Source organism: Streptomyces sp. ERV7 (assembly GCF_001653515.1).
Taxonomy (GTDB): Bacteria; Actinomycetota; Actinomycetes; order Streptomycetales; family Streptomycetaceae; genus Streptomyces.
Genome location: NZ_LYOY01000001.1, coordinates 460,180 through 482,132, shown reverse-complemented (window position 1 = coordinate 482,132; position 21,953 = coordinate 460,180). Strand labels below are relative to the sequence as shown.

Annotated in this window: 24 protein-coding genes and 1 pseudogene; 13 read left to right on the top strand and 12 right to left on the bottom strand. The window is 72.7% G+C overall.

Annotated elements, in window-relative coordinates:
- The first annotated feature begins 53 nt into the window (after positions 1-53).
- Complete coding sequence (locus tag A8W25_RS02105) at positions 54-653, top strand: transglutaminase-like domain-containing protein (protein ID WP_067154801.1); 600 nt, start codon at positions 54-56, stop codon at positions 651-653.
- Positions 654-666: 13 nt separating this feature from the next.
- Positions 667-1,365, top strand: a complete 699-nt coding sequence (locus tag A8W25_RS02100; protein WP_067154798.1) for a B3/4 domain-containing protein — start codon at positions 667-669, stop codon at positions 1,363-1,365.
- A gap of 24 nt (positions 1,366-1,389) precedes the next feature.
- On the opposite strand, the gene A8W25_RS02095 is transcribed toward A8W25_RS02100, so the two are convergent.
- Entirely contained in the window at positions 1,390-2,121 is a 732-nt protein-coding gene (locus A8W25_RS02095) for a lysophospholipid acyltransferase family protein (protein WP_067154796.1), read from the bottom strand.
- Positions 2,122-2,324: 203 nt separating this feature from the next.
- On the opposite strand from A8W25_RS02095, the gene A8W25_RS02090 reads away from it, so the two are divergent.
- From A8W25_RS02090 to A8W25_RS02065, 6 genes are all read left to right on the top strand, one after another.
- The gene (locus A8W25_RS02090; RefSeq protein WP_067154793.1) at positions 2,325-2,672 is read left to right on the top strand and encodes a TlpA family protein disulfide reductase; all 348 of its coding nucleotides are present in this window, start codon (positions 2,325-2,327) and stop codon (positions 2,670-2,672) included.
- Positions 2,673-2,879: 207 nt separating this feature from the next.
- On the top strand, positions 2,880-3,389 hold the full coding sequence (locus A8W25_RS02085; RefSeq protein ID WP_067154790.1) for a flavin reductase family protein: 510 nt from the start codon (positions 2,880-2,882) through the stop codon (positions 3,387-3,389).
- A gap of 200 nt (positions 3,390-3,589) precedes the next feature.
- Positions 3,590-4,375, top strand: a complete 786-nt coding sequence (locus A8W25_RS02080; protein WP_067154787.1) for an electron transfer flavoprotein subunit beta/FixA family protein — start codon at positions 3,590-3,592, stop codon at positions 4,373-4,375.
- A 68-nt stretch (positions 4,376-4,443) separates the two neighbouring features.
- Complete coding sequence (locus A8W25_RS02075; RefSeq protein ID WP_067154784.1) at positions 4,444-5,406, top strand: electron transfer flavoprotein subunit alpha/FixB family protein; 963 nt, start codon at positions 4,444-4,446, stop codon at positions 5,404-5,406.
- Between the two features lie 174 nt (positions 5,407-5,580).
- The gene (locus tag A8W25_RS02070; protein WP_067154781.1) at positions 5,581-6,879 is read left to right on the top strand and encodes a DUF6986 family protein; all 1,299 of its coding nucleotides are present in this window, start codon (positions 5,581-5,583) and stop codon (positions 6,877-6,879) included.
- 70 nt (positions 6,880-6,949) lie between these two features.
- Positions 6,950-8,380, top strand: coding sequence for a serine/threonine-protein kinase (locus tag A8W25_RS02065; protein ID WP_079125755.1), 1,431 nt, complete (start codon positions 6,950-6,952; stop codon positions 8,378-8,380).
- 12 nt (positions 8,381-8,392) lie between these two features.
- Here A8W25_RS02065 and A8W25_RS02060 read toward each other — a convergent pair whose 3' ends face one another.
- Positions 8,393-9,079: an MBL fold metallo-hydrolase gene (locus A8W25_RS02060; protein WP_067154778.1), complete on the bottom strand. Its 687-nt coding sequence runs from the start codon at positions 9,077-9,079 to the stop codon at positions 8,393-8,395.
- Between the two features lie 102 nt (positions 9,080-9,181).
- Positions 9,182-10,546, bottom strand: a complete 1,365-nt coding sequence (locus A8W25_RS02055) for a dipeptidase (RefSeq protein ID WP_067154775.1) — start codon at positions 10,544-10,546, stop codon at positions 9,182-9,184.
- Between the two features lie 164 nt (positions 10,547-10,710).
- On the opposite strand from A8W25_RS02055, the gene A8W25_RS02050 reads away from it, so the two are divergent.
- Positions 10,711-11,943, top strand: a complete 1,233-nt coding sequence (locus tag A8W25_RS02050; protein ID WP_067154772.1) for a geranylgeranyl reductase family protein — start codon at positions 10,711-10,713, stop codon at positions 11,941-11,943.
- Between the two features lie 69 nt (positions 11,944-12,012).
- Here A8W25_RS02050 and A8W25_RS02045 read toward each other — a convergent pair whose 3' ends face one another.
- Positions 12,013-12,480 (bottom strand): nitroreductase family deazaflavin-dependent oxidoreductase, encoded by a 468-nt coding sequence (locus A8W25_RS02045; protein ID WP_067154769.1) that lies wholly within the window; start codon positions 12,478-12,480, stop codon positions 12,013-12,015.
- A 180-nt stretch (positions 12,481-12,660) separates the two neighbouring features.
- Here A8W25_RS02045 and A8W25_RS02040 point away from each other — a divergent pair.
- Positions 12,661-12,924 (top strand): annotated as a pseudogene (locus A8W25_RS02040) (helix-turn-helix domain-containing protein); the annotation flags it as partial.
- Between the two features lie 29 nt (positions 12,925-12,953).
- Positions 12,954-13,619: a response regulator gene (locus A8W25_RS02035; RefSeq protein WP_067154766.1), complete on the top strand. Its 666-nt coding sequence runs from the start codon at positions 12,954-12,956 to the stop codon at positions 13,617-13,619.
- Here the strand turns inward: A8W25_RS02035 and A8W25_RS02030 are convergent.
- Both A8W25_RS02030 and A8W25_RS02025 read right to left on the bottom strand, forming a co-directional pair.
- The gene (locus tag A8W25_RS02030; RefSeq protein WP_067154763.1) at positions 13,580-13,864 is read right to left on the bottom strand and encodes a DUF6332 family protein; all 285 of its coding nucleotides are present in this window, start codon (positions 13,862-13,864) and stop codon (positions 13,580-13,582) included. The genes A8W25_RS02035 and A8W25_RS02030 overlap by 40 nt on opposite strands.
- A gap of 73 nt (positions 13,865-13,937) precedes the next feature.
- Positions 13,938-15,425 carry an MFS transporter gene (locus A8W25_RS02025; protein WP_067154760.1) on the bottom strand — a complete coding sequence of 496 codons (1,488 nt, stop codon included), beginning with the start codon at positions 15,423-15,425 and terminating at the stop codon, positions 13,938-13,940.
- Between the two features lie 87 nt (positions 15,426-15,512).
- Here A8W25_RS02025 and A8W25_RS02020 point away from each other — a divergent pair, with 87 nt between their 5' ends.
- The gene (locus A8W25_RS02020) at positions 15,513-15,914 is read left to right on the top strand and encodes a MarR family winged helix-turn-helix transcriptional regulator (protein WP_067154757.1); all 402 of its coding nucleotides are present in this window, start codon (positions 15,513-15,515) and stop codon (positions 15,912-15,914) included.
- 72 nt (positions 15,915-15,986) lie between these two features.
- Here A8W25_RS02020 and A8W25_RS02015 read toward each other — a convergent pair whose 3' ends face one another.
- Together A8W25_RS02015 and A8W25_RS02010 are read right to left on the bottom strand one after the other, a co-directional pair.
- Positions 15,987-16,730, bottom strand: coding sequence for a maleylpyruvate isomerase family mycothiol-dependent enzyme (locus A8W25_RS02015; RefSeq protein ID WP_067154754.1), 744 nt, complete (start codon positions 16,728-16,730; stop codon positions 15,987-15,989).
- A 141-nt stretch (positions 16,731-16,871) separates the two neighbouring features.
- Complete coding sequence (locus A8W25_RS02010; RefSeq protein WP_079125754.1) at positions 16,872-18,083, bottom strand: MFS transporter; 1,212 nt, start codon at positions 18,081-18,083, stop codon at positions 16,872-16,874.
- Between the two features lie 150 nt (positions 18,084-18,233).
- Here A8W25_RS02010 and A8W25_RS02005 point away from each other — a divergent pair, with 150 nt between their 5' ends.
- Positions 18,234-19,448 carry an ROK family protein gene (locus A8W25_RS02005; protein WP_067154748.1) on the top strand — a complete coding sequence of 405 codons (1,215 nt, stop codon included), beginning with the start codon at positions 18,234-18,236 and terminating at the stop codon, positions 19,446-19,448.
- Between the two features lie 28 nt (positions 19,449-19,476).
- Here A8W25_RS02005 and A8W25_RS02000 read toward each other — a convergent pair whose 3' ends face one another.
- From A8W25_RS02000 to A8W25_RS01985, 4 genes are read right to left on the bottom strand one after another with little or no spacing between them, the layout of a single operon-like run.
- Positions 19,477-20,370, bottom strand: a complete 894-nt coding sequence (locus A8W25_RS02000; protein WP_067154745.1) for a phosphotriesterase family protein — start codon at positions 20,368-20,370, stop codon at positions 19,477-19,479.
- Positions 20,367-20,936 carry a DUF4865 family protein gene (locus tag A8W25_RS01995; RefSeq protein WP_067154742.1) on the bottom strand — a complete coding sequence of 190 codons (570 nt, stop codon included), beginning with the start codon at positions 20,934-20,936 and terminating at the stop codon, positions 20,367-20,369. The genes A8W25_RS02000 and A8W25_RS01995 overlap by 4 nt, the downstream gene beginning before the upstream one ends.
- 20 nt (positions 20,937-20,956) lie before the next feature.
- On the bottom strand, positions 20,957-21,361 hold the full coding sequence (locus A8W25_RS01990) for a cupin domain-containing protein (RefSeq protein ID WP_067154739.1): 405 nt from the start codon (positions 21,359-21,361) through the stop codon (positions 20,957-20,959).
- A 26-nt stretch (positions 21,362-21,387) separates the two neighbouring features.
- Positions 21,388-21,951 (bottom strand): TetR/AcrR family transcriptional regulator, encoded by a 564-nt coding sequence (locus tag A8W25_RS01985; protein ID WP_067156603.1) that lies wholly within the window; start codon positions 21,949-21,951, stop codon positions 21,388-21,390.
- Between the last annotated feature and the right edge of the window lie 2 nt (positions 21,952-21,953).

Here is a 21,953-nt window from a genome sequence, read left to right as displayed (position 1 = left end):
TCGACCGTAAAGTCATTGACTTGCGGTCGGCCGCTTTCGTACGCTCGCGTGCCATGCGACTCACTCAGCGGAACCCTGAACTCGCGGCCTATCTCGCCTCGGACGAGGCCATCGACCATGAGCACCCGGTCGTGCGCGCCCACGTGGCGAAACTCGCGCCCCTCGCGCCCGACGCATATGCATACGCCAAGCTCGCCTATGAATACGTCCGCGACACCATCCCGCACTCCCAGGACGTGGGCGATCCGCGCGTCACCTGGCGCGCCTCCGACGTCCTGGAGCAGGGCACCGGCATCTGCTACGCCAAGTCCCACGCCTGTGCCGCGCTGCTGCGGGCCGAGGGCATACCGGCCGCCCTCTGCTATCAGCGGCTCGCGGACGACGACGGATCGAACCCCGTCGTCCACGGCCTGGTCGCCCTGAAGCTGCCCGGTGAGCGGGAGTGGGCGCGGCAGGACGTGCGCGGGAACAAGCCCGGGGTCGACGCCCAGTTCTCCCTGGGAGTGGAGCGGCTGGCCTGGGCGGTCCGTCCGGAGTTCAGTGAGGTGGACTATCCGGTACTCTATGATGTACCGCATCCGGTGGTGCTGGCCGCTCTGAAGGCCGCGCCCGACCGTCCGTACCTCTGGCGGACGCTCCCGACCGAACTGTGAGGCACGACCGACCATGACGCTCACGCTCACCGTGTCCGACGAGGTGCGCGCGCTCGCGCCCGGCTTCACCCATGTCGCCGTCGAGGCCCGCGGACTCGTCAACGGCCCCGGCGACGAGGCGAGTTCGGCGCTGCTCGACGAGGCCGCCCGGCGGCTGCGCGAGCGGCTCGGCGCGCTCGCCCCGCACGAGGACCCGCACATGGCCGCCTGGCGGGACGCGTACTCCGCGTTCGGCGCCAAGCCCTCGCGCACCCGCAACTCGGCCGAGGCGCTCGCCAGGCGCGCCCTCGCCGACGGCGGGCTGCCGCGCATCAACCGGCTCGTCGACGTCTACAACGCGATCAGCGTCGCGCATCTGATCCCGGTCGGCGGCGAGGACACCGACCGCATCGCGGGCTCGATGCGGCTGGTGCGGGCCACCGGCGACGAGCCGTTCCACACCGTCGCCGGCGGCGAGGCGGCCGTCGAGCACCCGGACGCGGGCGAGGTGGTGTGGTGTGACGACGAGGGCGTGACCTGCCGTCGCTGGAACTGGCGCCAGGGAGTGCGGACCCGGCTCACCGAGGAGTCCGTCAACGCCCTCTTCCTGCTGGAGGGGATGACCGCGCACTGCGGCCTGGAAGAGGCGGCGGCGGAGCTCGCCGAGCTCCTGGCCAAGGTGAGCCCCGGGGCGCGGATCACCGTCCACGCCCCGGTCACCGCCGGGGCGTGACGATTCAGCTGCCGCCGTGCGGACTCAGCGGCTGGCCTCGCGCTCGCGCACCTCTTCGGGCGTGGGCGCGGTGCCGCCGAGGTGGGCCGGGATCCACCAGGTGTCCCCGGCGTCCTTGGGGCGTACGGGATAGGCGCGCTGGGCGGCTTCCAGGAGCTCCTGGCAGCGCTCGCGCAGCCGCCGGGTGATCGCTCCCGCGTACTGGTCGGCGGGCGCCTCGACCGGCTCGCCGACCCGGATGGTGACGGGGATGTGGCTGCGCCTGAAGTTGCGCGGACGGCCCTTGGTCCACACGCGCTGGGTGCCCCACAGTGCCATCGGGATCAGCGGGACGCCGGCCTCCTGCGCGAGCCGGGCGGCGCCCGACTTGAAGGTCTTCAGCGTGAACGACTGCGAGATGGTCGCCTCCGGGAAGACACCGACGATCTCTCCCGACCGCAGCGAGTCCAGGGCGTGCGCGTACGCCGCCTCGCCCTGCTTGCGGTCGACCGGGATGTGCTTCATCCCGCGCATCAGCGGGCCCGAGATCTTGTGCCGGAACACCGACTCCTTCGCCATGAAGCGCACCAGGCGCTTCTGCGGCAGGGCGGCGAGCCCGGTGAAGATGAAGTCCAGATAGCTGATGTGGTTGCTGACCAGCACCGCGCCGCCGGAACGGGGGATGTTCTCCGAACCCTGGGTGTCGATCTTCAGGTCGAGCGCCTTGAACATCGTGAGGGCGGCGCCGACGACCGGCCGATAGACGAGTTCTGCCATCTGGAGAAGACCCTTCTGTTTCCCGGGGAGGGTTCTCCCGGTGGAAGTTACGCAGCCGTAGGTTTTCGGCGTTGGGCAGATCGTGCCCGATACGCGCCGTGGTGGCCAGTCCTGGGGCCTTCGGACGGGGAGATTCTCATCACGTACGCCCAGGTCGGGGCGGGCGGGAATCTTCCGGGCGGCCTTCGGCGCTGAACAGCTCGATGGCCGGATCGAGGAGAGGAAGCGCGGTGCGCGAGGACGGGCCGAGGCTGGGAGCAGCCCAGTTGGGCGCGGAGCTGGGCGAGCGGGCGACGCTGGTGCAGTTCTCCAGCGCCTTCTGCCAGCCCTGCCGGGCAACTCGGCGCACCCTGGCGGACGTTGCCGCGATGGTGGACGGGGTCGCGCATGTGGAGATCGACGCCGAGGCGCGGCTGGCGCTGGTGCGCGCTCTGGACATCCGGGCCACACCGACCGTCCTCGTCCTGGACGGCGCCGGCCGGATCGTGCGGCGCGCGACCGGTCAGCCGCGCCGGGCCGATGTGATCGCGGCGCTGGGGGAGGCGGTGTGAGCGGGGAGGAGCGGTCCGTGACGGATCTCCCACATCGTAGAAGGCACTTGACTGAGGCCACCGGCAATCGTCAATCTGACGATGTGGCGAACAGAATCCTTCTCTTCGGGCGCGTCCATGTGGACCTCGCCCGCAACGCAAGTGCGCGCTGTCCGGGCTGCTGAGCAGTCCCCAGCCCCACCGCACCCACCGCAGAAGGTCAACTCCATGACGGCTTCGCCCGAGCTCGGCACCGCACACGCCGCCTCTCCCCAGCTGTTCCGCGCGGTCTTCCGCCAGCATGCCGCCGGTGTGGCGGTGATCACCGCGCAGCGTGACGGCCGGCCCGTCGGCTTCACCGCCACCTCCCTCAACTCGGTCGCCGCCGAGCCCCCGTTGCTCTCCTTCGGTATCGGCACCGGCTCCTCCAGCTGGCCGGTCGTCTCCGAGGCCGAGCACATAGGCGTCCACATACTCGGCGAACACCAGGAAGGCCTTGCCGCGACCTTCGCCCGCAGTGGCGCCGACCGCTTCGGCGGCGCCACCCGCTGGCAGCCGGGCCCCGAGGGCGTGCCCGTCCTCGACGGCGTCCTCGCCTGGCTGGTGTGCCGGGTCGTCGCGCGCATCCCGGCCGGGGACCACCGCATCGTGGTCGGCGAGGCGGTCTTCGGCGAGCCCGCCGGCGCGGGCCGTCCCCTGCTCTACCACCAAGGTCGCTTCAACGCGTTGCGCGACTGAATCGTCTCCGTACCCACCGGTTACTCAGCGTTGGCAACGTCACAGTTCAAAGCGCTTGCTTACGGGGAACACAGTGGGTGTACTGACGAGTAATATTTCCTTCGGGACGTCGGTCGCCCCGACCGGAAACCGCCCCATCAGGCGCCTATGCTGCGTGCAACAAGGCAGCCCAGAAATGACGATGCAGTAGGAGAGCCGGCGTGAGCTTGAGGATCGTTGTCTGTGTGAAGTACGTGCCCGACGCCACCGGCGACCGGCACTTCGCCGATGACCTGACCGTCGACCGCGACGACGTCGACGGCCTCCTTTCGGAACTCGACGAGTACGCGGTCGAGCAGGCACTGCAGATCGCCGACGAGGCGGACGACGCGGAGATCACCGTGCTGACCGTCGGCCCCGAGGACGCCAAGGACGCGCTGCGCAAGGCGCTGTCCATGGGTGCCGACAAGGCCGTCCACGTCGAGGACGACGACCTGCACGGCACCGACGTCGTCGGCACCTCGCTGGTGCTCGCCAAGGCCATCGAGAAGACCGGTTACGACCTGGTCGTCTGCGGTATGGCCTCGACCGACGGCACCATGGGCGTGCTGCCGGCGCTGCTCGCCGAGCGTCTGAACGTTCCGCAGGTCACCCTGCTCTCCGAGGTCTCGGTCGACGGCGGTGTGGTCAAGGGCCGCCGCGACGGCGACACCGCCTCCGAGCAGCTGGAGGCGTCCCTGCCGGCCGTCGTGTCCGTGACGGACCAGTCGGGCGAGGCCCGCTACCCGTCCTTCAAGGGCATCATGGCCGCCAAGAAGAAGCCGGTGGAGTCGCTGGACCTGGGCGACCTGGACCTCGACGCCGACGAGGTCGGCCTCGAAGGCGCCTGGACCGCGGTCGACTCGGCCGCCGAGCGTCCGGCCCGTACCGCCGGCACGATCGTCAAGGACGAGGGCGAGGGCGGCAAGCAGCTGGCCGAGTTCCTCGCGAGCCAGAAGTTCATCTAGGGCTCGTCGACAGCTCGTAGCTCCCCACCGCCCCCAGATTCTTCGTACTTCGCAGGAGATTGAGTCCCATGGCTGAAGTTCTCGTCTACGTCGACCACGTCGACGGTGCCGTCCGCAAGCCCACCCTGGAGCTGCTGACGCTGGCCCGCCGTCTCGGCGAGCCGGTCGCGGTCGCCGTCGGTGCCGGCGCCGAGGCCACCGCCCCGGCCCTCGCCGAGCACGGCGCCACCCGCGTCCTGACCGCCGACGCCCCGGAGTTCGCCGACTACCTCGTCGTGCCGAAGGTGGACGCGCTCCAGGCCGCGTACGAGGCCGTCTCCCCGGCCGCCGTGCTCGTCCCCTCCTCCGCCGAGGGCAAGGAGATCGCGGCCCGCCTCGCGGTCCGCATCGGCTCCGGCATCATCACCGACGCCGTCGACCTGGAGGCCGGTGACGAGGGTCCGGTCGCGACGCAGTCCGCGTTCGCCGCCTCCTTCACCACCAAGTCCCGTGTCTCCAAGGGCACTCCGGTCATCACGGTCAAGCCGAACTCGGCCGCCGTGGAGGCCGCCCCGGCCGCGGGCGCCGTCGAGGCCCTCGCGGTCACCTTCTCCGCGCAGGCCACCGGCACCAAGGTCGTCTCCCGCACCCCGCGCGAGTCGACCGGCCGCCCCGAGCTGACCGAGGCCGCGATCGTGGTCTCCGGCGGCCGCGGCGTCAACGGCGCCGAGAACTTCGCCATCATCGAGGCGCTGGCCGACTCGCTCGGTGCCGCCGTCGGCGCCTCCCGCGCCGCCGTCGACGCCGGCTGGTACCCGCACTCCAACCAGGTCGGCCAGACCGGCAAGTCGGTCTCGCCGCAGCTGTACATCGCGTCCGGCATCTCCGGCGCGATCCAGCACCGCGCCGGTATGCAGACCTCGAAGACGATCGTCGCGATCAACAAGGACGCCGAGGCGCCGATCTTCGACCTGGTCGACTACGGCGTGGTGGGCGACCTGTTCGACGTCGTACCGCAGCTGACCGAAGAGGTTCAGACGCGCAAGGGCTGACCTGCTCGTTCGTACCGTCCCGGGGGCCGCGTGGTGATCTTCACCGCGCGGCCCCCGGCCGTTTCGGGCAACCATTGACGCGAGCGGAGCCCATAACTAAATTCTGCTATGCGGATCGATGATTCCGGCCAGTGGAAAACAGTCAGTGGAAACTGAACGTGCGGAGGGTGCAGGATGGGTCAGCAGGAGAAGGTGGCGACGAGCCTCGCGGGCGCGGTCAGCGAGGAGATCAGCGCCTCGCTGGTGGCCGTGGACGAGGAGCTCGCCCGCCGCTACCCGGGAGACCCCGGCACCCGCCAGCCCGTGCACACCGTCTACGTACCCGGTGACCTCTTCGACGCCGCCACCCTGCGCTCCTGGGGCGACCAGGCGCTGGCCGCCCTCGACGAGCACGCCCCCGACGCCGCCTCCTTCGCCCAGGTCCTGGGCATCTCCGACGAGCTGGCCGCGCCCGTGTACGAGCGGGTGCGCGCCAAGCTGGAGCGCGAGCCGGTGGAGGACCTGCGCGTGGACTTCGAGGACGGCTACGGCCCGCGCCCGGACGCCGAGGAGGACGCGGCCGCCGCCCGCGCCGCCCGACTGGTCGCCGAGGCCTTTCGCGACGGCACCGCGGCCCCGTACATGGGCATCCGTATGAAGTGCATGGAGGCGGCGGTACGCGACCGCGGCATCCGCACCACCGACGTCTTCCTCACCGGTCTGATGGAGCACGGCGGCCTGCCCGACGGACTCGTCCTGACCCTGCCGAAGGTGACCTACCCCGAGCAGGTCTCCGCCTTCGTACGGCTCCTGGAGGCGTTCGAGAAGGCCCACTCGCTGCCCGCCGGGCGGCTCGGCTTCGAGATCCAGATCGAGACCAGCCAGTCGATCCTGGCCGCCGACGGCACCGCCGCCGTGGCCCGCATGATCGACGCCGCCGAGGGCCGCGCGACCGGTCTGCACTACGGCACCTTCGACTACAGCGCGTGCGTGGGCGTCTCCGCGGCCTACCAGGCCAGCGACCACCCCGCCGCCGACCACGCCAAGGCCGTGATGCAGGTCGCCGCCGCGGGCACCGGGGTGCGGGTCTCCGACGGCTCCACCAATGTGCTGCCCGTCGGCTCCACCGCCCATGTCCACGAGGCCTGGCGGCTCCACTACGGCCTCACCCGCCGGGCCCTGGCCCGCGCCTACTACCAGGGCTGGGACATGCACCCGGGCCATCTGCCGACCCGGTACGCGGCCGTGTACGCCTTCTACCGCGAGGGACTGGAGGCGGCCGCGGCGCGCCTGGCGGCGTATGTGGCCAAGGCCGGCGGGGACGTGATGGACGAGCCCGCCACCGCCAAGGCGCTCAGCGGCTTCCTGCTGCGCGGTCTGGACTGCGGCGCCCTCGACACCGAGGAGGTCACCCGGCTGACCGGGCTGAGCCGCGCCGACCTCGACGGCTTCGCGTCCCCGCGCCGGGCCGCCCTCACCGTCACCGCCCCGTAGCCAGCGGGAGCTGTCACCGCCGCCCCTTACCCTGGACGCGACCACCATCACCACAGGGAACGGGGCAGCGGTGTCTTCGGGGGAGAACGACCGGCTTGCGGGCCGCTACCGGCTGATCGGGCAACTGGGCCGGGGCGGCATGGGCGTCGTCTGGCGCGCCGTCGACGAGGTGCTCGGCCGCGAGGTAGCGGTCAAGGAACTGCGGACGTACTCGGACATGTCCGGGCCCGAACTGGGCGATCTTCGGCTGCGTATGCAGCGCGAGGCCCGCGCCGCCGCGCGCGTGCGCCACCCCGGAGTGGTCGCCGTCCACGACGTCACCGAGCACGAGGGCCGCCCGGTCATCGTGATGGAGCTCGTCGAGGGGCCCTCGCTCGACGGGGTGCTGGCCGAGCGGGGCGGCCTGGATCCGCGCGAGGCGGCCGCGATCGGCGCCCGGGTCCTGGAGGCGCTCGCCGCCGCCCACCGCGCGGGCGTGCTGCACCGGGACGTGAAGCCCGGCAACATCCTGCTCGAAAACGGTGGCCGGGTGGTGCTCACCGACTTCGGCATCGCCGCCATGGACGACCCGGGCGACGGCTCGGCCACCCATCTGACCCGCAGCGGCGAGCTGGTCGGCTCCCTGGACTATCTGGCGCCCGAGCGCGCCCAGGGCCAGGACCCCGGCCCCGCCTCCGACGTCTGGGCGCTCGGCGCCACGCTGTACGCGGCGGTGGAGGGCTCCTCGCCCTTCCGCCGCACCTCCACCTGGTCGACGCTCTCCGCGATCGTGGCCGAGCCGCTGCCCGAGCCGGTGCGGGCGGGGCCGCTCGCGCCGGTACTGCGCGAGCTGATGCACAAGGACCCGGCCCACCGCCCCGACGCGGACTCGGCGGCCCGGATGCTGGCGGCGGTGGCCGACGGCCGGGACCCGGGCCTCACCCACGCGATGGACGCCCCGCCCGTACGGACGCCCGCTCGCGCTCCGCAGCCGGTCGCGCCGCGCGAGGCGACCGTACGGGACGTGCTGCCGCACCGGCCGCAGGGCTTCGGCCCGGTGGTCACCCAGCAGCCCGCGCCGGAGCCCGCCCGGGGACGCGGGCGCGCGCGGGGCCTGGTGGCGGCGGGTGTCGCGGCCGTCGTCCTCGCGGGCGCCGGTGTCACGTACACCCTGATCGGCGACGGGGACGACGACGGCACCCGGCAGCAGGCCGTCGGCTCGGCGTCCGGCGCGAGCCCGTCGGCCTCCGGCGCCCAGGACGGCACGGGCGGCGCGTGGGACGGCGGCGGGCCCGGAGCCGCGAGCCCCGGCGCGACCGGCAAGCAGGACCGCGCCGCCGCCTCCCCCGGCGCCGGGCAGGTCCTGCTGCCGGGCTCCGAACTGCGCGACTGGCGGTTCGTCGGCGAGGAGGAGGCGTCCCGGCTGCTGCCGCCCGCCCGCTACGAACGGCTGCGCTGGGCGCTGCGGGCCCGGGAGAAGTCGACGGTGCTCAACCTGGAGGCGGGGGTGCCGGTGGGCTGAGGCCGCCGCCCGTCAGTCCTGTTCCGCCGTCTCCCGCAGCACCCTCGCCGCGTCCCGTGTCAGCGGGTCCCCGTGCCCGAAGCACGCCACCGACGGGGCGAGTGCGGCGAGACGGCGGAAGGAGGCCTGCGCGCGGGCCCGGTCCACGTTGAAGACGCCGAGCATCACCTGGCCGACCCCGGCCACGCAGTCGCCGGTGAAGAGCACGCCGTGGCGCGGCAGATGGACGCCGATCGAGCCGTCGGTGTGACCGGGGGAGTGCACCACCACCGCGCCGCCGCCGAAGTCGAGCACCTCGCCGTCCTCGACCTCGCGGTCGACCCGCGTCGGGGGTGCCTCCGGCACCGTCAACGCGTGCTCGTACAGCGGAAGTTCCCATTCCAGCAGATCCGGCTCCGGTACCGGCCGCTCACCCCGGATCACCGGTGCGTCCAGCCGGTGGGCGACCACCTCGGCGCCGTACCGGGCGGCCAGCTCCCCGGCCGCGCCGTAGTGGTCGCGGTGGCCGTGGGTCACCACGATCCGGCGGAGGGCGGCCGGGTCGAGGCCGAGGTCCCGTATCGCCTTCTCCATGGGCGCCGCGGCGTTGACGTCGCCCGCGTCCACCAGCGTCAACTCGTCCCCGTCGCGCCACAGATACGCCTGGCCGATCGGGAAGCGGAACATGTGCAGTTCGGGAGTGACCCGTACGAGATCCATGCGGCGAACGTACGGCGGCGCCGGGGTCCGCCGCACGGATCTACGCTCAGCGCGATTCCGCCCAGAGCGTCACGCCCTCGGGAAGGAGGGCGTGACGTTTCATCAGGCCTGCTTGGAGCGCGCGTAGTTCACCAGGAAGTGCGCCTCCGCGACCGAGAGCCGCTCCAGCTCCTGCGGCGAGACGCTCTCGTTCACCGCGTGGATCTGCGCCTCCGGCTCGCTCAGACCGATCAGCAGGATCTCGGCCTGCGGGTAGAGCGCGGCCAGGGTGTTGCAGAGCGGGATCGAGCCGCCCATGCCGGAGGACTGCATCTCCTCGCCCGGGTACGCGATCCGCATCGCCTCGGCCATCGAGGTGTACGCCGGGCTCGTGATGTCCGCACGGAACGCCTGGCCCTGGCCGACCTGCTCGAAGGAGACCCGGGCGTTCCACGGCACGTTCTTCTCGATGTGCGCGTACAGCAGCTTGGTGGCCTCGGCCGCGTCCACGCCCGGCGGCACCCGCAGGCTGATCTGCGCCCGCGCGCTCGCCGGGATGGACGGGGTGGCGCCCGCCACCGGGTGGCAGTCGATCCCGATCACGGTGACGGCCGGACGCGCCCAGATGCGGTCGGCCACCGTGCCCGTACCGGGCAGCGCCACCCCGTCCAGGACCTTGGCGTCCTTGCGGAACTCGCCCTCCGGGTACTGCAGCCCCTCCCACGCGGAGTCGGCGGCCAGCCCCTCGACGACCGTCTGCCCGCTCTCGTCCCGCAGCGAGTCCAGTACGCGGATGAGCGCGGCCAGCGCGTCGGGCGCGGCACCGCCGAACTGGCCCGAGTGCAGGTTGCCTTCGAGCGTGTCGATCCGCACCCGGATCATCGTCATGCCGCGCAGGGTCGCGGTGACCGTCGGCAGCCCGACCCGGAAGTTGCCGGTGTCGCCGATGACGATCGCGTCGGCCGTCAGCAGCTCGGGGTGCGCCTCGGCGTACCGCTCCAAGCCGCCGGTGCCCTGCTCCTCGGAGCCCTCGACGATCACCTTCACGGAGACCGGGACGCCGCCGTTCGCCTTGAGGGCGCGCAGCGCGAGGAGGTGCATGATGAAGCCGCCCTTGCAGTCGGCGGCCCCGCGTCCGTACCAGCGGCCGTCGCGCTCGGTCAGCTCGAACGGCGGGCTCAGCCACGCGGACTCGTCCAGCATCGGCTGGACGTCGTAGTGCGCGTACAGCAGCACGGTGGGCGCGTCCGCCGGGCCGGGCAGGAAGCCGTAGACCGACTGGGAGCCGTCCGGGGTGTCGAGCAGCGCCACGTCCCGGAAGCCCTCGGCGCTCAGCGCCCCGGCCACCCACGCCGCGGCCGCCTCGCACTCGCTCCTCGGCGCCACCGCCTCGTCCGCCACCGATTGGAACGCCACCAGTTCGGTGAGCTCCGCCTGCGCGCGGGGCATCAGTGAGGCGACGGTCTCGGCGATCGGATTCGCGGTCATGGGCACGCTCCTCGTGGGTGCGACGTTGAAGTACGTGTACGCGAGTACACGTGAATGTAAGACGACGGTAGGCCCGATCCTCCCACAGGGTGGACGGGCGCTACCGCGCCGTAGGATGCCGTCATCAGCTTGACCACGGGTCGGATCAGGAGCAGAAGCACATCGTGAGCAGCGAGAACGCAGATGCCGGGACGCAGCACGACGAGCCGCAGGACTCGTCCGTGTGGGATGTAGTCGTGGTCGGCGCCGGACCCGCCGGGGCCTCGGCGGCCTACGCGGCGGCGGTCGCGGGCCGGCGGGTGCTCCTCCTGGAGAAGGCGGAGCTGCCCCGCTACAAGACGTGCGGCGGCGGCATCATCGGACCGTCGAGGGACGCCCTGCCGCCCGGGTTCGAACTGCCCCTCAAAGAGCGGGTGAACGCGGTCACCTTCTCCCTCAACGGGAGGCTGACGCGCACCCGCCGTTCCCGGCAGATGCTCTTCGGCCTGATCAACCGGTCGGAGTTCGACGCCGCGCTGGTCGAGACGGCCCAGAAGGCGGGCGCCGAGCTGCGCACCGGAGTGACCGTCCAGCGCGTCGAGCAGCACGGCTCGGCCGTGCCCGACCGGCGTACGGTGGCGGTCGTGCTGGCCGGCGGCGAGACGGTCCTGGCGCGCGCGGTCGTCGGGGCGGACGGCAGCGCGAGCCGGATAGGGGCCCATGTCGGCGTCAAGCTCGACCAGGTGGACCTCGGACTGGAGGCGGAGATCCCGGTTCCGGCGACGGTGGCCGAGGACTGGGCGGGCCGGGTGCTCATCGACTGGGGGCCGATTCCCGGGAGTTACGGCTGGGTCTTCCCCAAGGGCGACACGCTCACGGTCGGCGTGATCTCGGCCCGCGGCGAGGGCGCCGGGACCAAGCGGTATCTGGAGGACTTCATCGCACGGCTCGGCCTGGCCGGTTTCGAGCCCGCGATCTCGTCGGGGCATCTGACCCGGTGCCGCAGCGACGACTCGCCGCTCTCGCGCGGCCGGGTCCTGGTGTGCGGGGACGCGGCGGGGCTCCTTGAGCCCTGGACCCGGGAGGGCATCTCGTTCGCGCTGCGCTCGGGACGGCTCGCGGGTGAGTGGGCGGTGCGGATCGCGGAGTCCCAGGACGCCGTGGACGCCCGCCGCCAGGCGCTCAACTACGCCTTCGCCATCAAGGCGGGCCTCGGCGTCGAGATGGGCGTCGGCCGCCGGATGCTGACGCTCTTCGAGAAGCGCCCCACGATGCTGCACGCCGCGATCACCGGCTTCCGCCCGGCCTGGAAGGCGTTCGCGGACATCACCCGGGGCTCGACGACCCTGGCCGGAATGGTGCGTACACACCCGATGGCGCGGCGCGTCCTGGACGCGGTGGACCGCCGCAGCTCCTAGGGCGCGGGGCCGGACCCCGTAGCTCGGGAGCACCGGAGGCGGAGGCGGGCCCGGGAGGCCGGGCCCGGCTCACGCGTCGACGGTGATGCGGAAGACCGGGTGGTCGGGCGCGGCGGCGAGCAGCTCGTCGTCGCTCGACTTCGCGGTGACGCCCTGGAAGTACTGGTTCACCTCCCACCCCCAGCGCTCCAGGTAGGTGCGCAGGACGGCGGTCTTCTCGCTGTCCGACACCTCCACGGCCGTGAAGGCGCGGACCTTGCGGCCCACCCGCAGCTCGCCGCCGCCCGCAGCCCGCATATTGCGCACCCACTGGGAGTGCCCACGCGCCGAGATGAGGTACTGGGCGCCTTCGTACGAGTGCGGGTTGACCGGTACCCGCTGCGGCCGGCCGCTCTTGCGGCCCCGGACCGACAGCTCGGCGGTGCCGGCCAGGCTCAGACCGTGGCGGGCGAGCCAGCCGATGGCGCTGTTCATCCGGGTGGTGAAGCGGCCGGCCTTGAAGTAGTACGGCTGCGGCTGCGACGGCGTCGATGACATCGGGACTCCCTGGCTCGGACTTGAACTGTGCTTCCGAGAGCACTGCTCTCGCTTGAGAGCAGTGTGCACGCAACTGGTGCTCCAAATCAAGAGCAGTGCTCTCGAATGTGGACAGGACTCGCTGGCTGGATCAGTGCTCTCGTTTCGGGTCGCCGCTCTCGGTGATGGCAGAATGGCCTTATGAGCACCGTCCAGGGGGCCCGAGCCCGCGCGCGTACCGAGATCACCGCCGCCATCAAGGACGAGGCGAGAAGACAGCTCGCCGCCGAAGGCGCCTCGAAGCTGTCGCTGCGCGCCGTCGCCCGCGAGCTCGGCATGGTCTCCTCCGCCCTCTACCGCTACTTCCCGAGCCGCGACGACCTGCTCACCGCGCTGATCGTGGACGCCTACGACGCCGTGGGCGAGGCTGCCGAGCGGGCGCTCGCCCAGGCCGCCCCCGCCCGCACCGCACCCGCCGCATCGAGGGAGACATCGTGATCCGCGTACTGCTCGCCGACGACCAGTCCCTCGTGCGGGCCGGTTTCCGGGCGCTGCTCACCGCCCAGCCGGACATCGAGGTCGCGGGCGAGGCCGCCGACGGCGAGGAGGCGGTGCGTCTGGTGGGCGAACTGCGGCCGGACGTCGTCCTGATGGACATCCGTATGCCCCGCCTCGACGGGCTCGCCGCCACCCGGCGGATCACCGGCGACGGGGAGCTGGACGGGGTGAAGGTGGTGATGCTGACCACCTTCGAGCTCGACGAGTACGTCTTCGAGGCGATCCGTGCCGGAGCCTCCGGGTTCCTGGTCAAGGACACCGAGCCGGAGGAACTGCTGCGGGCCGTTCGGGCCGTGGTGGACGGGGACGCGCTGCTCTCGCCCGGAGTGACCCGCCGGCTGATCGCCGAGTTCGCCGCCCGCTCCAAGGAACCGGCCACGGCCGAGAGCCTGGGCGGACTGACCGAGCGGGAGCGGGAGGTGATGGCCCTGGTCGGGATCGGGCTCTCCAACGGGGAGATCGCGCGCCGCCTGGTCGTGAGCCCGCTCACCGCCAAGACCCATGTCAGCCGCACCATGGTCAAGCTCGGCGCCCGCGACCGGGCCCAACTGGTGGTGCTGGCCTATGAGTCGGGCCTGGTGCGGCCCGGCTGGCTCGGCTGACGGCGGGCGTCGCCCGCGTACGAGAAGCGCCACAGGACGTGTACGGTCCTGCCGACGAACGCGAGTACGGCGGCAGCCGCCCCGGCGAGCAGCAGCAACCCCCGGGCGGGATGGCGCAGTTCGAAGAGGAAGACGGGTCCGGCGACCGCGCCGAAGGCGAGCAGGGCGGCCAGCGAGGCGGTCACGACGGCGTACATGATCTCGACGGTGACGGCGTCGCGTTCGCCCTGGCTCCGGTTGCTCATGGGAGCAGTCTCCGCGCAGATGCGGCCGACGGGCAAGAAGCACCCGTCGGCCGCACCCTCCCCCGTGGTGGCGTCAGTCGCGGACGGCGACCTTCGCGGGCTCCTGTGCGGCGGCCGCGTCCTGGGCCGAACCCGCGACGACCAGCGTCTGCCGGTCGGTCTTGGTGCGCAGTCCGGTCAGGGTGATGAGGAGACCGGCGAGCGCGATGCCCGTCACCACGATCAGACCCGGCCGGAAACTGTCGAGCAGGTCCTGCGGCGAGTCGCCCCGGTCGCCCGCGGTGATCACGGCCGTCACCACGGCCAGGAAGATCGCGCCGCCCACCTGGATCGAGGTGTTGAGCAGACCCGAGACCATGCCCTGCTCGCTGTCGTCGACACCGCTGGTGGCCTGGATGTTGAGCGAGGGGAAGACGAGCGCGCAGGCCGCGCCGAGCAGCAGCATCGAGGGCAGGATGACCTCCGCGTACTGCGGGGTGAGGCTGATGCGCAGGAACAGGGCGTACGCCAGGACCAGGGCCGCGAAGCCGATGGCGAGGATGCGCGGGGTGCCGAAGCGGTCGACGACCGAACCGATCATGGTCGAGGAGAGGGCGACGAGCACACCGGCGGGCAGGAACGCCAGCGCGGTCTGGAGCGCGGTCCATTCGAGCACCGACTGCATGTACTGGGTGACCATGAACTGGAAGCCGACGTACGAGCCGAAGAAGGCGGCGGCGCCCAGCTGGGTGCGGACCTGGGTGCCCGAGCGCAGCACGCCGAGCCGGACGAGCGGGCTCGCGGTGCGCTGCTCGATGGTCACGAACGCGGTGAGCAGGATGGCGACGGCGAGGAAGGACAGCAGCGTACGGGCGGAGGCCCAGCCGACCTCGGGTGCCTGGACGACGGTGTAGACGAGGAGCAGCATCGAGCCGGTGCCGGTGATGGCGCCGGGTATGTCGTAGTGGCGCTTGCCCTCGCCGCGGTCGCTGTGCGGGATCAGCTTGAGGCCGGCGATCAGGGCGATCACGGCGACCGGCGCCGGGAGCAGCATGGTCCAGCGCCAGCTCAGCTCGGTGAGCAGACCGGAGAGCACCAGGCCCATGGAGAAGCCGGTGGCGGCGCAGGTGGTGTAGATGGAGAGGGCGCGGTTGCGCTGCGGCCCCTCCTTGAAGGTCGTGGTGATGATCGAGAGGCCGGCCGGCGCGGTGAACGCGGCGCTGAGGCCCTTGATGAAGCGGCTGGCGATCAGCAGCGGCCCGGAGTCGACGAGCCCGCCGAGCAGCGAGGCCAGGGCGAAGACGGCGAGCGCGATGAGGAACACCTGGCGCCGGCCGAGCAGGTCGGCCGCGCGGCCGCCGAGGAGAAGCAGACCGCCGTAGCCGAGGATGTAGCCGCTGACGATCCACTGGAGCGTCGAGGTGGTGAGGTGCAGATCGGTCGCGATCGAGGGCAGCGCGACGCCGACCATGGAGACGTCGAGCGCGTCCAGGAACATCGCGGCGCACAGCACCAGCAGGGTGCCCCACAGTCGCGGGCTCCAACGCTCCTGGGCGGACTGGACGTTGAGCGGAGAGGTCATGCGGAGCAGACTACATGCACATGCATCGAGTGCAAGTGCATTTAATTACCGTGCAACAAAGGGCGTTATCTCTGCTAACGTGCGGTCATGGCGGCCAAGAAGTCCGAGCGCATGCTCGTGGACGAGTGGCGCGGCATCCTCGCGGTGCATGCGCGCACGACGTGCGAGCTCGATCGCGAGCTGCATCAGTACGGCATCGGAGCGAGCGACTTCGAGGTGCTCGACGTGCTCGTGGAGGGCTGTGCGGAGGACGGCGGTACGGCGTACCGCGTCCAGGAGCTGGGCTCGCGCGTCCATCTGAGCCAGAGCGCGCTCTCCCGCCTGATCGGCAGGCTGGAGAAGGAGGGCCTGGTCACCCGTGGGATGTGCAGCGAGGACCGGCGCGGCGTCCGGGTCATGATCACGGACACCGGCCGGGCGCGCCATGCCGAGGTGCGACCGCTGCAGCGCGCGGTGCTCGCCCGGATGCTGGCGGACCGGCCCGCGTAACGTCGCTCGTGACGTCTCCCGTACGGCGACGGGGCCACGGCCGCACCTGCCGTGACCCCGTGCGAAGAGGTCCTATCCCCAGGTGATGGCCGAGTTCTCCCGCCACAGCGCGGCGAGCGAGGCGTCGCCCGCGAGGGTCACGGACGAGAGCGGCCGCCGGTTCCACAGCGTCAGATACAGCTCGTGCGCGGAGCCGCTCAGCTCGCAGTCGGCGGGGCCGTCGTCGTCCCGGACCGTGCGCGGCGTCCCGTCCGACAGATGCACGGTCCACACCGCGTCCGTGTCCGTCGCCCGTACCCGAAGGGTGCGCGGCGTCGACGTCCGCACCCGGCTCTTCTCCCGGCCGTGGAAGGCGCGGAGCAGCTCGTCGATGCCGTCGACGGCGAACTCCGGCTCCGGCGCGGTGGGTTCGCCGCCCCGGGCCGACTCCGCGTCCACCCGGTGGATCGCCGTCTCGTGCGCCTGACGGCGGGCCCAGAACGCCAGCGGCGAGGGCGCGGGCATGAACTGCCAGCACTCCAGGTCCTTGGGCGCCCCGCTCAGCGCGTCGACGAGCGCGCGGTGGCCCTCGCGGAACCAGTCGAGCAACTCGTCGCCGTCGAGGTCGGGCTCCTCGCCGCTGGGGTGGAACGCGGTGTGGCCCTCGGTGATGTAGGCGGTCGCCCAGCGGTGCACCGTCCCGGTGTGCCGCAGCAGATCCCGTACCCGCCAGTCGGGGCAGGTCGGCACGGGGGTGCCGGGGCCCGCCGCGCCGGCGGCATCGGCCAGCAACCGGCCCTCGCGGTCGAGGGCGTTGATGAGTTCAGCGGTGTCCATGCCGGAATTCTGCCAGGGGTGCGGCGGGGGCGGTGATCTTGTCCGTGCCGCGGTCACGCGCGCGTAGGGCCACGAGCCGGTGGTGGCGGAGTAGATCGGGCTCAGCGCCGCGGTCACGCGCGCGTAGGGCCACCCCCGGGGTTAGGCCCCCGCCGTCGCGTGCCGCGAGCCGTACGCGATCAGGGCGGCCGCGGCCGAGAGCGCGGCCACCGTCGTCAGGGCGACGGGCAGGGAGGACCACTGGGCCAGGAAGCCGATCGCGGGCGGGCCGAGGAGCATGCCGCCGTAGCCGAGCGTGGAGGCGGCGGCGACCCCGCCGGGTCCGGCCAGCGCGCCCGCGCGGGCCACCGCGACCGGGAAGATGTTGGCCAGCCCCAGGCCCATCACCGCGAACCCGGCGAGCGCGAGCCACACCGTCGGGGCGAGCGCGCCGAGCAGCATCCCGGCCGTGGCCGTCGTGCCGCCCGCGACCAGGGCGCGGGTCTGGCCCAGGCGTTCGAGCAGGAAGGTGCCGCTGAGCCGGCCGGCCGTCATGGCCAGGGCGAACAGGGAGTAGCCGATGGCCGCGACACCGGGCGCCGCGTCGAGGTCCTGCTCCAGGTGGAGCGCGCCCCAGTCGGCCATGGCGCCCTCGCCGTACGCCGTGCACAGCGCGATCACGCCGAACAGGAGCACAAGCCGCCGGGCCCGGCCGTCGAGCCGCCGCCCCTGCGCGTGCGGGGTGGCCCGGTGCGTCGGGGCGGGATGGCGGAGCAGGGCCGGCGCCGCGAGGGCGGTCACCAGGAGGCCGAACCCGGTCAGGGCGAGCAGGTGCGCGGTGGGGGAGAGACTGCCCGCGACCAGCGCGCCGACGCCTGCGCCGAGCATTCCGCCGAGGCTGAACGCGGCGTGGAAGCTGGGCATCACCGGGCGCCGCAGGGCGGCGACCAGATCGACGGCGGCGCTGTTCATGGCCACGTTGATCCCGCCGTACGCGGCGCCGAAGAGCAGCAGCACCGCTCCCAGCGAGAGCGCCGAATGCGCCTGCGGCGGCAGGGCGATGGCCAGCGCCATCAGGGCGGCGCAGGCCACGGTCACGGGGTGGCTGCCGAAGCGCCGGCAGAGCCGGCCGGTGAACACCATCGTCACCACGGCGCCCGCCGAGACGCCGAGCAGGGCGAGGCCGAGGTCACCGGCCGAGGCGCCGGTCTGCTGCTTGATGGCCGGGATGCGGACCACCCAGCCGGCGAAGAGGAATCCGTCGAGGGCGAAGAACACGGTCAGGGCGGTGCGGAGGCGGAGCAGGGAGGGCGCGGAGGTGTGCGCGCCGGATCCTGCCGGAAGGGCCGTCCGTACTTTGTTTAGTAGCGGCACAAACTCAGGATAGGGGTCCCCGACCCCTGCGGACAACCCGTTACCCCCTCACCGGTCGGCCCGCGCGAGGACCGGCGGGTGAGCGGCGAGTGAACGGGGGCCGCCGCCGGAGGGAATGCCTCCGTCCTGGATCATGGGAGACTCGCCCCCATGAACGGCAAGGCGACGCACACCAAGACGAGGCTGGACAGGGGCCGTGGGGCACTCGGCCCCGCGCTCGAACTGGTCCACACGGGCCGCGCCCCCACCCGCGCCGTCCTCACCGCCGAGCTGGGCGTCACCCGGGCCACGGCCGGAGCGGTCGCCGCCGAACTCGAAGCGCTCGGCCTCATCCAGGTCGACTCCCGCCCCGGCGCCGCCGCCGGTTCCCAGGGCCGTCCCTCGCACCGCCTCGCCGTCAACGACTCGGGCCCCGTCGCCCTCGCCGCCCAGGTGCACGCCGACGGATTCCGCGCCGCGCTGGTCGGTCTCGGCGGCCGTACGGTCGCCACCGCGCCCGGCTGCGTCACCGTCTCCGCCGACCCGGCGCAGGTGCTCGGCGAGGTCGTCGAGGCGGGCGCCGAACTCCTGCGCGGCAGCGGGCTGCGCTGCGTCGGCGCCGGCCTGGCCGTGCCGTCGGCCGTCGCCGAGCCGGACGGCACCGCGCTGAACCCGCTGCACCTGGCCTGGCCGGCGGGTGCGCCGGTGCGCGAGATCTTCGCCGAGCAGGTACGGGCCGCGGGCATCGAGGGCCCGGCCTTCACCGGCAACGACGTCAACCTCGCCGCCCTCGCCGAGCACCGCCACGGCGCCGGGCGCGGCGCGCAGCACCTGCTCTGTGTGGCCACCGGGCACCGGGGCGTCGGCGGCGCCCTCGTCCTCGACGGCCGTCTGCACACCGGGAGTTCGGGCCTCGCCCTGGAGGTCGGCCACCTCACCGTCAACCCCGAGGGCCGCCCCTGCTACTGCGGCGGCCGCGGCTGCCTCGACGTCGAGACCGACCCGCTCGCCTTCCTGGTGGCGGCGGGCCGCGACCCCGGTCCCGAGGTCTCGCTCCTGGAGCAGTCCCGCGAGCTGCTGCGCACGGAGTACGAGGACGTGTCGGTGCGCGGGGCCGCGGAGGAGCTCGTCGACCGGCTGGGCCTGGGGCTCGCCGGGCTCGTCAACATCCTCAACCCCGACCGGATCATCCTCGGCGGGCTGCACAAGGCCCTCCTGGAGGCGGACCCGGACCGGCTCCGCGCCGTCGTGGCCGACCGCAGCCTGTGGGGACGCAGCGGTGGGATGCCGATCCTGGCGTGCTCGCTCGACCACAACAGCCTGGTGGGCGCGGCGGAGTTGGCGTGGCAGCCGGTCCTCGACGACCCGCTGGGCGCGCTGGGGTGACGGGCGCCCGGCCGGATCCGGTCGGGTCCTAGTTCCGCAGCGCGAACGCCGCCGCCGGATTCCCCACCAGGATCCGCCCCACCAGCTCCTCGCCCAGGGCGAGTTCGAGCCGGGGGCGCACTCCGCGCAGCAGATACGGCATGCCCGGTGTGTCCGGGGTCACCGTGTCCCCGCCGAGCAGCAGCCGGTCCGCGAACCCCGCGTCGGCGAGCTCCTTGAGCGCCTCCGGCATCCGCCAGTCCGTGGCGTGGTTGGCCCGGGACGGCCCGTCGAAGCCCAGATAGGCGCCCGCGGCGGCGGCCTGCCGGTGGACGGCGAAGTCGGGGGAGCGGTTGAGGTGGCCGAGGATCACCCGGTCCGGCGCCACTCCCGACTCGCCGCACAGCAGGTCGAGTACGTCCAGGGCCCCCGTCCCGAGCTCCAGGTGCACCGCGATCGCCGCGCCCGTGCGGTGATGGGCCTCGGCGGCGGCGCGCATGGTGAGCCGGGCGTGCGCGTCGAGCCCGTGGAACCCGCCGGCGACCTTGATCAGCCCGGCCCGCACCCCACCGCCGTCCGCCACGCCCTCGGTGATCTCGCGCACGAACAGCTCGGCGAGGCAGTCGCGTACGGAGTCGAGCAGCTCGGGCGCGTAGTGGACCGCCTGGTGCATGCCGGTGGCGGCCACGATGTGGACACCCGACTGCCGTGACAGCGCGGCGAGTCGGTCCGCCCGGCGGCCCATTCCGTACGGCGTCCACTGCACCACCGTGCCGCCGCCGAGCTCGCGGAAGGCGGCGAGCCGGGCGGCCGCGTCGTCGAGGTCGTGGAGCTCCTGGCCCGGCAGCAGCGGGCTGCGGATGAAGAGGTGGTCGTGCGCGTCCACCACGCCGAGCCGGTCGGCGGGCACATCGCCGTCCACGGTACGGACGACGGCGCTCACCAGTGCCGTCCCCGGGTCAGCTCGCCGCGCTCCGGTGCCGACAGATGCAGCACCTGGAACCGGTCGCCGGGCGCCTGCGGGGCCTCCTGCTCCCAGAGCGTGAAGCGCAGCAGCTCCCAGCGGCGGGGGTCGACCGCCAGCGCGCTCGCCACCGTCCCCGGCGCGGTCGCCCGCCCCAGCTGCTCGGCCACGTACTCGGCAGGGCGTATCCCGTCCGGCACCACGAGGCGCTCGCGCGTCGCGGAGAGGGGCGCGGCCCCGGCCGCCGGTCCTTCCTCGTACGAGAGGCCCATCCAGTGCTGGACCTCCGGGCGGCCGAAGTCGTCGACGATGCCCTGGAAGCCCGCGCCCCACAGGAAGGCGTTCATGCCCTCGGGGGTGTTCCAGAGGTAGAAGGGCGCATAGGCGTTCACCGGTGAGCCGGCGCCGCGCTCGCGGATCAGATACGCCTTGAGGCCCAGGCCCGGGAAGGCGTCGAGGAGATGGCCGCGGGTGGCGACCCGGGTGCGGATGATGTCCATGTCGTAGTCGGCGGGCAGGGTGATCTCGTACTGCAGGGCGTGCACGGCGTACTCCTCAGGAAGTATCAGGGTGTGGACGACGGGTAGGCGTCGGCGGCGACATGGCGGTCCCAGTCGACCGAGGTGCCGTCCTGGGCGGCTTCGACGACCGCGAGATGGGTCATGAACGTGTGCGGCCCGGCGCCGTGCCAGTGCCATTCGTCCGGCTCGATCCAGACGGTGTCGCCCGCCCGGATCGGCTCGACGGGACCGCCTCGGCGCTGCACCAGACCCTCGCCCTCGGTCACGTGCAGGACCTGGCCGTGCGGGTGGCGGTGCCAGGCGGTGTGGGCGCCCGGAGTGAAGTGGACGCTGAACATCCGCAGCCGGGACGGGGACGGCGGCGTGGCGATCTCGTCGAGCCAGACCGTTCCGGTGAAGTGCTCGGCCGGGCCCCGCGCACTGGCGGGACGCTGACGGGTGACGTGCATGGGTGGCGCTCCTCGGGTGGTGGCGGTCAGGGGGTGCGGGGCGCGAGCAGGGCGAGCAGACCGCGCACCCCCGCGTCGAAGGCGGCGGGCGAGCCGGACGCGCGGGCCAGGACATAGCCGCCCTGGACGGTGGCGACCACCGTCGCCGCCACCTCCTCGGGCACCAGGGGAGCGGTGAACTCGCCCGCGTCCAGGCCCTCCTGGACGATCGCGGCGAGCCGCCCGCGCAGCCAGTCGATGGTCTCGGTGACGGGCGCGCGCAGCTCGTCGCTCGCGATGACGTCCGGGTCCATGGTCAGCCGGCCCACCGGACAGCCGCGCAGGACTTCGCGCTCGCGCAGCAGATAGCCGCGGATCCGTTCGTACGCGGTGCCCTCGCCCCCGAAGGAGGCCTCGGCGCTCGCGCGCAGTTCGTCGGCGGTGCGCCGGATGGCGGCGAGCGCCAGATCCGGCTTGCCCGCGAAGTGGTGGTACATGCTGCCCTGGCCCGCGCCCGCCTGCCGCTGGATCGCCTTGGGGCTGGTACCGACGTAGCCCCGCTCCCACAACAGCTCCCGGGTGGCCTCGATCAGACGCTCGGAGGTGCTCATGA